Genomic DNA, 12,910 nt, shown 5'->3' with positions numbered 1-12,910 from the left:
TCATGGAAAACCCGAAGCAAGATTCGTATTCCCCCATTGTCCGTGACTTTTCCGATTTCTTTGCCGATCCACGTACTAGCTTAGAAGAAGTAGTCGGCATAGGAGGAGACCTTAAACCGGATCGTCTTCTCTACGCTTATACCAGAGGGATCTTCCCTTGGGCGGACAAACCTTTGCTTTGGTTCTCTTTGGACCCGAGAGCAATATTCGATCTGAATGTTCTTCATCTTAGCACTCGAGTAAAAAGAAGAATACGTCAAAAGAAATTCACGGTTACATTCAATCGTGCATTCGAACAAGTTATGCGTTGCTGTTCTTATAGAACCGAAGAGCAGACTTGGATCACAGACACCTTCTTAAAAGGATTCACTCAATTTCACAGAGAAGGTTATGCTCACAGTGTTGAAGTTTGGGACGAAGAAGGAAGATTAGGTGGAGGGGTCTACGGCATAGCAATCGGTAAATTTTTTGCCGGAGAGTCCATGTTCTCTTTTTTGCCCGACTTCGGTAAGATAGGACTCTTTTTTCTATTCGAGGCCTTGAAGAAGGACGGGTTCACTTTATTCGACACACAACAGATGAACCCGGTCACGTTGAACTTAGGAGCTTATGAAATTCCCAAAAATAAATTTCTAGACCGTCTTTCTGAAGCAGTTTCGGTCCCTAACAAATGGGTCCCACCTATCGATGAAATCTGATTTTTCTTTAAAATGGATTTGATTTGCCTCACATAATAATAAAATTACGACACAAATCATCGTTAGTATAGGAAGACCATAATGAACCTATTCAAGAAAATTCTTGTTACCCTTTTAGTGTCTGCGATCGCTCTGTTCGGTTTCACCGGAATCAGCGCACAAGAAGCAGGCGGAGAAGCTCCTGCAAAGACTGAGGACTCTGCTGCTAAGCCTGAGAAAAAAGAGAAGAAACACAAGAAAAAGCACAAGAAACACGGCAAAAAGAAACATAAGAAAGAAGGCAAAAAAGGAAAAGAAGAAGCACCTAAGTCTTCTGCTCCTGCTGCTGAAGAAGGCGCTGGCGAAGAGCAACAATAATCTCGCTTAACCTTCTTTGAAACTCCGTTCGAGAATTACTCGAGCGGAGTTTTCTTCTCTCATTACATTTCTTCATTTCGATTTTGCACCGCACCTACGAAGCCTTCTTCTAAAATTTAGTTGACGGGTCACACAATCACATTAATTTAAACGCGCTTTATCTCATAAGCGTAATATACCCCTTCTTCTCAAGGAATAACCCCAATGTATAAGAATTTAGCAGACATGTACCTTAAGGCCGCCGAGTCCTTTGGGGAAAGGCCCGCCTTCTGGTCGAAAGACGAAACAAAAGAATATAAAGCGACTACCTTTAAACAACTCGTAGATCTTGGCTTAGCCTTGTCCGAGGCTCTTATTGACTTGGGTGTGAAGGCTAAAGAGCATATTGCTGTACTTGCCGATAACCGTTTAGAATGGATTATAGTTGATGCGGCTGTTTTATTTTCCGGATGCGCAAACGTTCCTCGTGGAACTGATGTTACCGACGCGGAAATGGACTATATCTTAAATCACTCCGAAGCATCCATCGTCTTCTTAGAAAACGACAAGATGTATGAAAAGTTCGTTAAGAACAAATCCAAGGTCAAGGGAGTAGAGACTCTTATCATTATGGATAAGGACAGTAAGACCAAGGCGAAAGGAGTCTTACATTTATATGATCTTATCGAAAAAGGAAAGCAACTCAGAGCTAAAGGTGGGCATAAAACAGAGAAGAGAATAGATGCGATAAAGCCTGAAGATCTATTTACTCTTATCTATACTTCCGGAACTACTGGAATGCCAAAGGGTGTAATGCTTATGCATTCCAACATGATTCATCAGATGGAACATGTTGTTCCTTTGATCCTGAAAAAATCCATGATCAAAGAAGACGACAGTATGCTTTCCATTCTTCCTGTTTGGCATATTTTCGAGAGGGTCGTAGAATATTCTGCAATCTCTTTAGGGATCGCTACCTTCTACACTAAGGTTTCCGATCTACGAAATGACCTTGCTAAAGCGAGACCTTCCTTTATGGCGTCCGCTCCTAGGGTTTGGGAAAGTATCTATACCGGGATCTACAACAGAATCAACGATCCTAAGCAGACTCCTCCGGTCAGAAAATTCCTGTTCAATGCAGCATACTTCTTCTCTAAAAACTACCATGCGGGAGTTCGTTTCCTGAGTGGAAGAGAAGTAGATTATGCGAATCGCAATATCTTACAATCTTTAGGACTTGCTCTTAAGGCAATTGCTCAGGTGCTTTTAACGGGACCGTTTACGATCTCTTTCCTATCTGCGGTAGCTTATTCTTACATTAAGATGTACGAGCCTGGTTTGGGATTCTTATCTCCAGTCCTATTGACCATCGCAATTCTGGCGTTGATCTTTAACTACAAGACCCTGGATGCAGTGGTTCTTGCTAAGATTCGTCAGGCAACTGGTGGACGTTTGAGAGGAACTCTTTCCGGCGGTGGCGCTCTGCAACGTCACGTAGACAATTTCTTCAATGATATCGGACTATTGGTATTAGAAGGATATGGAATGACGGAAAGTGCTCCGGTAATCTCTGTTCGCCATTACGATTATCCTATCATCGGATCTGTGGGTTATGTTGTTCCTAAAACCGAGCTCCAACTCAGAGATGAGAACGGAAATGTTCTGACTCATATCAACGATCAAAAGCAAATCCTTGCTGGTAAGTTAGGAGTGAAAGGGATCGTTCATATCAAAGGACCTCAAGTAATGAAAGGATACTACAAGAACCCCGAAGTTACTAAGAAGACCATTGTGGACGGTTGGTTGAATACTGGAGATATCGGTTTCATCAATTACAAATACACTCTTACATTGACTGGAAGAGCTAAGGAAACTGTAGTTCTATTAGGTGGAGAAAACGTGGAACCGGTTCCTATCGAGAACCGTATGGACGAGTCTCCTTACATCAAACAATCCATGGTATTTGGCCAAGATCAGAAGGTGCTCGGCGCTATTATCGTTCCGGATATAGATGTATTGAAACCTTGGTTGGAGCAAAACGGAATTGCTGCTAAGGATCTGAAAGATATCATCGAGAATCCGAAAGTGATCGATTTCTATAAGAAAGAGATCCGTGAATACAATAGTACTAAGCACGGATTCAAATCTTTCGAATTGATCCAACATGTTGTGATTGCTCCTAAACCTTTCGAGGTTGGAGACGAGTTGACCAACTTGTTGAAGATGAAGCGACATGTGATCACTGAAAAATATCAGAAACGGATCGATAAGGTTTATAAATAAGAAACCTTATCCTTTCTAGATGAGAAGAAATCCCTCGGTTGTTTACCGGGGGATTTTTTTTAGTATAGCTTGAAAATCCCCGGGAGCACTTCCTTTCCTTGGGATAAAACTTGGGGATCGTGCATCGTGAGGATCATACTTCCTTGAGAAGAAAGCACATCCACATAATCTAAGAATTCCTTGTTGTTCTGAACAGAGAATGCGGCCGCCTTGGGAAGTCCTTTGCCTTTCTTACAAGGATCGATCCAATAGCACTCATCTCCGGTAATCAAGAAACCTTTTCCAGGATGCAAGGACCATTCTACTGCGAGAGAGCCAGCGGTGTGGCCTCCGGTGAATAGGATTCTGAAATTCTGAGCTAACTCCAGACTGGAATCTAAGAGTTGTATCTTCTTTGATCTTTCTTTGAGTAGTAGTTTTCTTTCTAAATTAGGAAACCAATTCGATTTCTTTAATGCAGTCCAATCCTGGGCTCGGACATATATTTTTGCGTCCGGAAAAAGATCCAAGCCTCCCGCATGATCGAAATGATAATGAGTGAGTACAATTTCCTGAACGGACGAAGGAAGAATTCCAGCAGAAGAAAGAGATCTCTCGGGAGAGACCCAATCCTGCACTCCGAACTTTCTGACCGTTTCTTTAGAAGAGATGCCCGTATCGATCAGGATGATCCTGCTCCCTAATTTCAGAAGATAGAATAAGAGTACGATTTCCGATTCTCCTTCTTCGGATTCGGAATTCATGAGTTGGTTTGAATAGAGCAATTTTCCGTATCGGATCGCATATAAGCCATCGGATAAAAGCGAAGGATTCGCATTCGCAGAAACGAGATTCGGCTCCTTCTTCTCAACGGAAGAAGAGGAAGTGCATTGCGATAATAAAAAAAGAAGAAGAAAAATTCTAAATCGGAACAAGGTAGACCTTCTACGAAACGATTGCGTTTGATTTTAGGGATCTCGTACTTCATTTTTTCTTGCTTTCACATCCGGTAAAATCAAATCTAGAGTCTAATCGATAACACAACGGGGACGAATTTGGTTTCGACTGTTGTAGTTAAGGTGTGGTGGCATGTAGGGGTGAGGGGCCTCTTAAAAACCTTCAAAACATTAAACGCTAACAACGAATTAGCACTAGCAGCTTAATCTCTGCTTCGGAAAGATAGCTTACTCTCCCGGTGGCTTTCTCTCTGTCTCAAACGGGAGACTTCTTGGATCGGTTATCGGTTCCCGTTTTAAGGAGTACTTGGACCGGATAGAAAGGACACGCCTGCTTATGGGCTAAGGCCTTTCGAGATTTAAAACATAAGACAAACACGTAGAGGCCGCATTGAGACGCAATAGGACCCGGGTTCGAACCCCGGCGTCTCCAATTTTATCGGGTTTCATTATGTTCGTTCAAACTCGAGAAGAACTTCTGAAAAGCCTTAGAGAGGCAAAGCCTGAATTGGCACGTAAGTACGGGCTAATGAATATCTATGTATTTGGCTCTTTTTCTAAGGATAGTGCCGATCTCAACAGCGACGTTGATCTGTTGATTGATGTTCAAGAACCTAAGTTTGATTCAATAGCCGGAATAAAAATCTATCTCGAAGATAAATTGGGCCGATCCGTTGATTTAGTCCGCAATAGACCGAGCTTAAGAAAATCTTTTATAGAAAGAATTCGAAAAGATATGATACATGTCTGAAGAACTTCGAGATAGACTTCAATTTATACTTGAATCGATTCAGCTTGTAGAAAGCAGATTCAAAAGTATTGAGGCTGCAGAGGATTTCATTTCAAATGAAGAAGGCCAGATCCTTTTAGATTCTATCTCCATGAGACTGCAAACAATCGGAGAAAACATCAAATCTATTCACAAGCACCAACCGGATTTGCTATTAAAATATAATTCGATCGACTGGGCAAACATCATGAGAATGAGAGATATTATCTCGCATCATTATGAAGGACTCGATTATGAAATAATATATGATGTATGCAAAGAAAAAGTTCCTGGTCTCAAAGTAGCTATAGCGAACATGCTTCAATTCTTAGAATAAATAGTACAAAGATAATTCAGTTCGAATTATCTTTTTCTAAACCAAAGCCAGACAGCTACTGCGAGGCTGATCAAGGCTCCTAAGAATTCGCGGCCAAGCTCGATATAAGGCTTCTCAGCGCTCATCTTGGCTACGATTAGATTTTCATTTCCTGCCTTCAGCCAAGTAAAGAATCCGTTGGCAGTGATTGCGATCTCGATGCTCGCCATTCCCATCAATGCATAGAGTAAGGGAAGACTGTCTTTGCGAATTGCCGCGAGCACACAAGCAATCGCTGAGGTTAAGTACAATAACATCCAATGCAATGGATCCGGATCGTTGTATTGTAATCCGGCTGCTAATATAAAATAAGCTGCGAGAAGGATAGCGACAAATCGAAACATGATTTTCTCCAATGAGATTCTTTGATTATTTCAAATAGATAGATTGGAAAAAGATTTATTCGTCTTTCTGTTCCAAACCGTTAAACACCAATTTATAGGCCAAAGTTTCTTCATTGATCCAGCTTTGGTTGAATTTCACTCTTCTAACCTTCCAACCTTTTTCTGTCATTAGCTTTCGAAGTTCTTTGTCCTTGAATATGACTTCTGAGAATACGATCTCTTCTCCGTCGGCTATGGCTTGCAATTTGGCTGCAAAGTTCACCGTGTTTCCGAAGTAGTCAATATTGCTGTTCAGGTTTACTGCGAGGCAGGGGCCCGTATGCAGACTGATCCGGATCCGGATAGGAGTCTCCGGATTTTCATCTGAAAAGAATTCTTGTAGTTTAACGGAAGCTTCCACTGCAGCAACGGGCGAAGAGAAGGAAGCCATCACCGCATCTCCGATCGTTTTCACCACGGCACCTTGGAATTCCCTGACTACCTTATACACTTCTACGAAATGATATCTAACTTCAGAGAAGGCACCTGAATCGCCTTTATTATAATAGAATTTTGTAGAGCCTACGATATCGGTAAATAGGATGGTTTGGATTCCGATGTCCAATTGCAGATCTGTGGAGAGTGCTTCTTGGGAGAATAGATCTCTGAAATCCTGAAAATTGAATAAGTCCGACGGACGAAGGCAATCTTGGTCTTCTTTTCTTTCTTCAATGATGAAGCATCGAGGTGCTGAGGTTTCATTTTCCAGAATGAGATTTGGTTCGAAACCGGCTTCTATTTGCTCCGGCAATCCGTTCGGTTTCCATAGAAGAGAATCATTCTTTGCTTCGTCCTTGATTTCAAGAAGAGTATAATTTTTATCCCCATTTATTCTTAAACGATACACTCCGTTTTTCAGGAGCAATTTAGATTTATAGGATTCTCCGGGAGAAAGATATTTCTGAAATCGAATATGATTCTTAGTGGCGGGTTCCGCCGCGCAAAACATTCTCTTCTGCACTTCTCTAATAGAAGGATGCACGTGAAATGTTATCTCTATTGAATTCCATTGGTTCGCTTCAAACTGGATCTCGCAAACTTCGCAATTGTCTCTTGTAGGAAGATCTCCCAAATGTTGGGCTTCGGTTCTGACTCCTCTGCAATGCGGACAAACTACATCCCAACTGATCGTAAACAATCCGAGTCTACAACCATGCAAGAATACAAGAAGAAGATCTTTTTCCGAAATATCCCAGGCCTTGGAAAGCGCTTTGACTCGGATGCGGTAGAGATCGGATTCATCTGCATCCAAGATATAATTTAAAACCTTATCTACTAATTCTCGGGGTTGTCCTTCTCGAATGAAACCTACTCGGATCTGTTGCATTCTTGCTGGAAAGACAGGTTCTCGATTGAGTTTGGTTTCCTTTATGAAACCGAGTGCGCTTGGTCCGAGCCAGCTGAGATCCTTGGTCTTCTTTAGATCTGAAACGACTCCGTTCAATCCTTTCTGATAGGATTTATACATTTGCTTCATTCCTATCTGAAGAATGGTCTTGCCGATCCATCCTTTCGGAATCCATCCGAAATATACGAATAGCCTGGTCTTATTTTCTTCTAAGGGGAATAATAAATATCGAGTGCGAACATAGTATGCGAATCCTTTTGAATAGATCCTGGCATTATTCAATTGTTTGCAGTATTCCCATTCCCAAGGAACTTCTTCCCACTCCATTGGAATGCCTGCGTTTTTAGAAGTACCAAAAAGTCTTCCGTTGATCTCCTTGAATTTCATCTCAGGGATCTCTATTCTCTTATTGAAAGAAGAAGTGTCTATCAGCCAAGGCCAAAGTGCCGACGGAGAAGCATCCAGATCAAATGACCAAAGACTATCGATGGGTTCTGCTAATTCGGTCCACTTTTCTTCCCAAGGAAATCGAACCAGAAGCGAATCCAGATCCAAAGTGTTCGGATCGATAGAACTAGTTTCTTCGAGAGACTCAACCGGTTGCATTGCTTTCTCCAGGAAGGGTTTGGAAGAAGTGGAAAAAATTTCCTTCTCCTCTTAGATTATCTTTTCGGAAGTTTTGCCAAAAGAAAAGTGGAATTACATAATGAGCGAGAATTTCATTTTTTCAAGATTCGGTAGAAAATACGAGAATCAGACCGGGATCGGACAATTGATGGAAGACCTGGGCAATCTCAGGCCAGGCATGTCCATGCTCGGAGGCGGAAGTCCTGCATTGATCCCTGAAGTCGAGGAAGCATGGAGAGAGATTCTCTCTAAATTTACTTCTTCCAACTTTTGGGATTCCCTATTGGGAAAATATGAAACTCCTTCTGGAAAAGAAGAGACCTTAGAAGCTCTCGCTTCTCTTTTAAGTTCCGAGACTGGGACTAAGATCCATAAAGACCAAATCGCAATCACCAACGGTTCTCAAAGTGCGTTCTACTTATTATTGAATTTCTTCTCCGGTCATTTCGAAGACGGAAGTTTTCGTAAGATCTTTCTTCCTGTTCTTCCGGAATACATTGGATATCTGGACCAACCTATATATTCGAATTCCTTTGCATATTCACTCGGACAGGTTAAAACTACCGGAGAAGATACATTTCGTTACGAGTTAGATCCTTCTTCTTTAGAGAATTGGGATGATGAAAAAAATCCGTTAGGCTGTGTTGCCTTATCCAGACCTACAAATCCGACGGGACGCGTCGCTAGCTCAGAAGAGTTGGAAAAGATACTCAGCTTTTCTCGCAAGAGAAACATTCCCTTATTCTTGGACAATGCGTATGGATATCCTTTTCCAGGAATTGTTTACTCGGAGCAAGGTTTGTTTCATAAGGAAGGAATGATCCAAGGCTTCAGTCTTTCCAAGATAGGATTGCCCGGAGTTCGTACAGGCTTCGTATTAGGAGATCCTGAGATCATAAGTGCATTAAATAAAGCGAATGCAGTTTTGAACTTAGCTAGCGGAAATCTCGGCCAATTTATAGCTCTTGAGTTCATAAATTCAGGAGAATGGCTTAGACTGAGTAGAGACATAGTCAGGCCATTCTATCGGAAAAAGAGAGACCTTGCGATTTCCTGTATTAGAAAAGAATGGAAGAATAAGATAAGATATTCTTTGCATGAGAGCGAAGGCGCCTTCTTTCTTTGGGCAAAATTTTCCGGACTGAATAGGAAGATCTCGGAACTTTATCCGATCTTAAAAGAGAACGGAGTGATCATCGTTCCTGGAAAATATTTTTATCCGACTCCAGTCTCCCAGGAACCTTTCGCAGAAGAATGTGTTCGGATTAGCTTTGCTCGAGAAGATCAAGAAATCCAGGAAGGAATTCACAAAATAGGGAAGGTCCTTAGCTCATTTGCAGAGTGAATCCGGCAAGTTTCGGATCGAAAATGGATCTATTTGTCAAACAATGAGGTTTTTACTCGCGTATAAAATAGTTTCATTCTCTCTTTCCGTTAGGGATTCTGGTCGGAAGGAAACAAATAGAAATTTTCCTTCATTGGATTGTTGTCCAAATACGGTGTAGATATGGAAACCTTGGAGCAAGAAATATCCTTCGAGGAGTTAGCCTCCAGTCAAACCAAGGCTCCTGACTTAGAAGCCCTGGCGCCGGATTATATCTTCTTAAACGATGGCGCTGTCGGGCTCTCTGCAACTGCTCGTTGCATTCTAGACGAACTTAGAGACTGGCATAAGAAGACCGAAAAACACGGTTCTAAAAGCGTTCATCCTTCTTACCTTCTTACTTTAGATAAACTCGGAGAATTGCTGAACAAGTATCGCAATCTAAGCGAACAGGCAAAGTCCCCTCCTTCTGTGGATATGGCTCTTCGCCAATTGCTGGATACCGAAAAGCGAGGAAGAAATAAATCCATGCTCATGTATCCGTTCCTCGTTCGGAACGGGAACAAGGTCCTTGCTAAGATCGCGTTAGCTTCCCCGCAAAAGGAAGCGAAGACCGACGTTACTCCTTATCGCAAGGCATGTTTTAATTTTTCGGAAGAAACAATAGATCTCATCTTAAACAACAGAGCTAAAAAACCTAGGGCTTTAGAAGAGGATCGTCCTGGAGCCATGCTCCTTCATAAGAACAAGGCAGGACAGATCTGGCTTTATCCTAAATTAGCTTCTTTACAGTCCGAGATGGCGAGCCTTCTCAAAAGAGGATTCTCACCGTACAGTTATATTCCGATGAATGATTTCCTTTGGGACTTTGTGAATTATGCAAAGAACAAAGAGGCAGTGATCGAGATCCTTCCAGATTATCATTTGATCTTGGATGATTTGCAATTGAATCCTGACGGAACGTATGTGAATCAACCGGAGATTATTTCTCACTATCGTGCGCAAAGCGACGCATTAGAAGTATTCGCATTAAATTATTTGAAACAACTTTCGGAAAGAGCGGGTTACACTTTGTTCCGAGGCCGCATTCAGGATTTTGAAGCTCTTCATGGGAATGCAGAGCCGGGCAAGAAACAGAATAGCGAGAAGGTAGAAGCTCTCATTCAGCTTGTGCAAGATTTTCCTTTCGACAAAGAAAAGGACGATCTAGGCAAGAGAGTCGCAGAGACTTGCATGCAATCTGTTGCGATCATCCGAAAGCTTATCCAAGAAAAAGCTCTTTTAAGTGAGAGAAAGGTAGAAGGTGCCTTTAAGAGTCTAAAGAATAGGCTCCAAAATCAGATCAAAGAAAATTCTCAGAACAATCAGACTCTTTTTCGGTTTATTCCGGAGAAGAGATTGGATGCCGTTGGGATTTCGGATCCTGAACTAGTTTCTAAATATACCCAAGAGATCGTTTCCGAACTCAAAACCAAATTCGGGATGAAAGAGATCAAGAAGGAAGAAGGCGGGACGGAAATCTACGCTGTCGATCCTGGCTACATGGCCGCAGTATTGCATAAGCTGACTGCAGAAGCGAAAGTGAATCCTATGATCGAAAAGGATCTTGCTATCGCGAAAGAGATTAACGCATCCTTGGTTAGTTCTAAGAATCCTGCATTGAATTCCATGTTAAAAGCGGATTACGTTGTCAAGCTACAGCAAGACGCGATGATCATGGAAAGAGAAGTAGAAGAGCGTCAGAAAAGTGAGGCTCTCGCGAAGAAATTCAATCTTTCCATGGGGTTACTTGGATTTGTGGGAACTATGTTATTCTTCCTGATTGCGAGCGTACATTTCAATGCAGCAGGGGTCATCTTAGTAGGACTTCCTGTTTCTCTTGTGATCGGCGGATTGCTTGCTGTATTCTTCAGAGAAAGAGACAAATCGGATATTCTCGGTTTAGGAGGCAAGCCGTCTTCAGGTGGCGGAGGATTTAGAGCGGATTATTCGAGCATCTCCACTGTGAGTGATTATTATGTAAGCAGCGATGATGACGACGCTGACGATCACTTCGGAAAAGGAGAAAGTCCGAAAGAGAAAAAAGTGAGCCTGATCTCGAAAGGCGCCGAAAGATTCGTGTTCCCGAATCGTTTTACTAAGATCCAAGACAAGATCCATGATTCTAAATCTCTTAGAAAGAAGATCTGGGAGAATATAGAAAATATCCGTCAGTCAGTGGCCCATTTGAGAACCGAGTCCGACGATGATAAAGTTGCTTCTACAGTTGAATATGCGCTCTTGCAGAATTCGGCCACGATCGCTATCCCTGATGAGATTGTGCCGATCGGAATGCCTAGCTCTATTATTCTAAGTCATTCCGATCTAAAGGCTCCGTTGATCCGGGATCAGATTTCTGAATTCTTACGCAATGAGGCCCAAAAGAAAAAGTATGATAAGAAGCTCGTAAAATATTATACTTTTTTAATTAATACTATCGAAGTCGAATACTACAAGTATCTTCCAAGCCGTAAAAAGAAATAAGAGCCGCTCATGCCAGAGCTTCCCGATCTAGTCATCATACAAGAAAGGCTTGTCCAGGAACTTCCCGGCGAGATCATCCAAGCCATAGAGATCGTCGATCCAATCGTGGTTCGAAATCTTACAGGCGGTCAGTCTGAGAATTCCTTTCTCAATCTTCCCTTTGAAGGCTTGGAACGGAATGGTCCTTTTTTGAATTTTCAATTCGGTTCAAAGAATCTAGTCATTCATCCTATGCTTGCGGGTAGATTCTCCTTGGATCCAAAATATAAAAAGAAGGATCTTTGCGTTAGAATTCGTTTTCAAAATAAGGTCTTAAATTACGCAGACGATGTTCGAATGGGGAAAGTATACTTTACGGAACCTGAATACTACAACCAGATCCCTAAGTATACCGACCAAGGAATCAATCTTCTTTCGGACGAATTTACGGAAGAAGAATTCTTAAACAGACTGAACAAGAGCAGGCAACAGACACGTGCCTTTCTCATGGACCAAACGAAATTAAGCGCTCTCGGAAATGCCTACGCCGACGAGGTATTATTCGATGCAAAGATCCATCCTAAGACTCCCTGTTATAAACTCCAAGAAGAGGAGAAGAAGCAACTCTATCTAAGTATCAAGACTATCTTAACGAATTCGATAGAATATATTCGAAAGAAGCAGGCTCCTTTGGATGTGAAAGTCCGAGACCATGTAAAGGTAAGAAACCGAAAAAATGAACCCTGCCCAAGGTGCGGCACTACGATTCGAAGGGCAAACGTTCTGGGCCACGATTCCTTCTTCTGTCCCAATTGCCAAAGAATGGCCGGCGAACAATTCATCGACTGGAACAAAACCTACTAAATAGGTTTGACAAGAGAGAGCTCAATTCCAAACTGTCCAAAGATTCTCGGTGATTATAGAGAGAGGGTCACACCCGTTCCCATCCCGAACACGGAAGTTAAGCCTCTCATCGCTGATGGTACTGCATGGTTCGCTGTGTGGGAGAGTAGGACGTTGCCGGGTTGCCATTATTGATTCCATTATACAAATCGCGTGAAGTCCGTTCAAGAAACGGATTGACCCTTGGCTCTTCGGGAAAAAATGTAAACCCGAAGGACTAATTTCAGGGTCCTATACTGCAATCTTAGAGATACAGGGAACTATATGAGAAGAACATACCAACCCAGCCGGATTAAACGTGCCCGTACCCACGGATTCCGCGCCAGAATGGCGACCCCCGGCGGAAGAAAAACTCTCGCCCGCAGAAGAGCTAAAGGTCGTTACAAGCTAACCGTTTCTGACGAAAGAACTGGTAAGAAATTCTAA

At 42.3% G+C, this 12,910-nt stretch carries 12 protein-coding genes, 1 rRNA gene and 1 other RNA gene; 11 read left to right on the top strand and 3 right to left on the bottom strand.

The window, feature by feature from the left end; translation table 11 throughout:
• The first annotated feature begins 2 nt into the window (after nucleotides 1-2).
• The 3 genes from aat to EHO59_RS02570 all read left to right on the top strand — a co-directional run bounded on the left by aat (nucleotide 3) and on the right by EHO59_RS02570 (nucleotide 3,317).
• Complete coding sequence (gene aat, locus EHO59_RS02580; protein ID WP_135584451.1) at nucleotides 3-698, top strand: leucyl/phenylalanyl-tRNA--protein transferase; 696 nt, start codon at nucleotides 3-5, stop codon at nucleotides 696-698.
• Nucleotides 699-779: 81 nt separating this feature from the next.
• Nucleotides 780-1,055, top strand: a complete 276-nt coding sequence (locus tag EHO59_RS02575; protein WP_135584449.1) for a hypothetical protein — start codon at nucleotides 780-782, stop codon at nucleotides 1,053-1,055.
• Nucleotides 1,056-1,259: 204 nt separating this feature from the next.
• A complete protein-coding gene (locus tag EHO59_RS02570; protein WP_135584447.1) occupies nucleotides 1,260-3,317 on the top strand; it encodes an AMP-dependent synthetase/ligase in 2,058 nt (685 codons plus the stop codon).
• 59 nt (nucleotides 3,318-3,376) lie between these two features.
• Here EHO59_RS02570 and EHO59_RS02565 read toward each other — a convergent pair whose 3' ends face one another.
• Entirely contained in the window at nucleotides 3,377-4,231 is an 855-nt protein-coding gene (locus EHO59_RS02565; RefSeq protein ID WP_135584445.1) for an MBL fold metallo-hydrolase, read from the bottom strand.
• Nucleotides 4,232-4,341: 110 nt separating this feature from the next.
• Here EHO59_RS02565 and ssrA point away from each other — a divergent pair.
• From ssrA to EHO59_RS02550, 3 genes are all read left to right on the top strand, one after another.
• Nucleotides 4,342-4,688: a transfer-messenger RNA gene (gene ssrA, locus EHO59_RS02560) on the top strand.
• Nucleotides 4,689-4,703: 15 nt separating this feature from the next.
• The gene (locus tag EHO59_RS02555; protein WP_135584443.1) at nucleotides 4,704-5,003 is read left to right on the top strand and encodes a nucleotidyltransferase family protein; all 300 of its coding nucleotides are present in this window, start codon (nucleotides 4,704-4,706) and stop codon (nucleotides 5,001-5,003) included.
• On the top strand, nucleotides 4,996-5,358 hold the full coding sequence (locus EHO59_RS02550) for a HepT-like ribonuclease domain-containing protein (RefSeq protein WP_135584441.1): 363 nt from the start codon (nucleotides 4,996-4,998) through the stop codon (nucleotides 5,356-5,358). The genes EHO59_RS02555 and EHO59_RS02550 overlap by 8 nt, the downstream gene beginning before the upstream one ends.
• A 26-nt stretch (nucleotides 5,359-5,384) precedes the next feature.
• Here EHO59_RS02550 and EHO59_RS02545 read toward each other — a convergent pair whose 3' ends face one another.
• Together EHO59_RS02545 and EHO59_RS02540 are read right to left on the bottom strand one after the other, a co-directional pair.
• Nucleotides 5,385-5,741, bottom strand: a complete 357-nt coding sequence (locus EHO59_RS02545; protein ID WP_246052614.1) for a transmembrane 220 family protein — start codon at nucleotides 5,739-5,741, stop codon at nucleotides 5,385-5,387.
• Between the two features lie 55 nt (nucleotides 5,742-5,796).
• Nucleotides 5,797-7,734 (bottom strand): adenylate/guanylate cyclase domain-containing protein, encoded by a 1,938-nt coding sequence (locus EHO59_RS02540; protein WP_135584439.1) that lies wholly within the window; start codon nucleotides 7,732-7,734, stop codon nucleotides 5,797-5,799.
• Nucleotides 7,735-7,834: 100 nt separating this feature from the next.
• On the opposite strand from EHO59_RS02540, the gene EHO59_RS02535 reads away from it, so the two are divergent.
• The 5 genes from EHO59_RS02535 to rpmH all read left to right on the top strand — a co-directional run bounded on the left by EHO59_RS02535 (nucleotide 7,835) and on the right by rpmH (nucleotide 12,910).
• Nucleotides 7,835-9,100: a pyridoxal phosphate-dependent aminotransferase gene (locus EHO59_RS02535; RefSeq protein ID WP_135584437.1), complete on the top strand. Its 1,266-nt coding sequence runs from the start codon at nucleotides 7,835-7,837 to the stop codon at nucleotides 9,098-9,100.
• Nucleotides 9,101-9,262: 162 nt separating this feature from the next.
• Entirely contained in the window at nucleotides 9,263-11,602 is a 2,340-nt protein-coding gene (locus EHO59_RS02530; RefSeq protein WP_135584435.1) for a hypothetical protein, read from the top strand.
• Nucleotides 11,603-11,611: 9 nt separating this feature from the next.
• Nucleotides 11,612-12,445 carry a DNA-formamidopyrimidine glycosylase family protein gene (locus tag EHO59_RS02525; protein ID WP_135584433.1) on the top strand — a complete coding sequence of 278 codons (834 nt, stop codon included), beginning with the start codon at nucleotides 11,612-11,614 and terminating at the stop codon, nucleotides 12,443-12,445.
• Nucleotides 12,446-12,490: 45 nt separating this feature from the next.
• A 5S ribosomal RNA gene (rrf, locus tag EHO59_RS02520) occupies nucleotides 12,491-12,607 on the top strand.
• 141 nt (nucleotides 12,608-12,748) lie between these two features.
• Nucleotides 12,749-12,910 carry a 50S ribosomal protein L34 gene (gene rpmH / locus EHO59_RS02515; protein ID WP_135584431.1) on the top strand — a complete coding sequence of 54 codons (162 nt, stop codon included), beginning with the start codon at nucleotides 12,749-12,751 and terminating at the stop codon, nucleotides 12,908-12,910.

Origin of the sequence: Leptospira semungkisensis, assembly GCF_004770055.1 — a bacterium.
In the GTDB taxonomy this organism is placed as follows: domain Bacteria; phylum Spirochaetota; class Leptospiria; order Leptospirales; family Leptospiraceae; genus Leptospira_B; species Leptospira_B semungkisensis.
The sequence above is the reverse complement of the archived record's forward strand: the minus strand, read 5'-3'. Positions and strand labels throughout refer to the sequence as shown.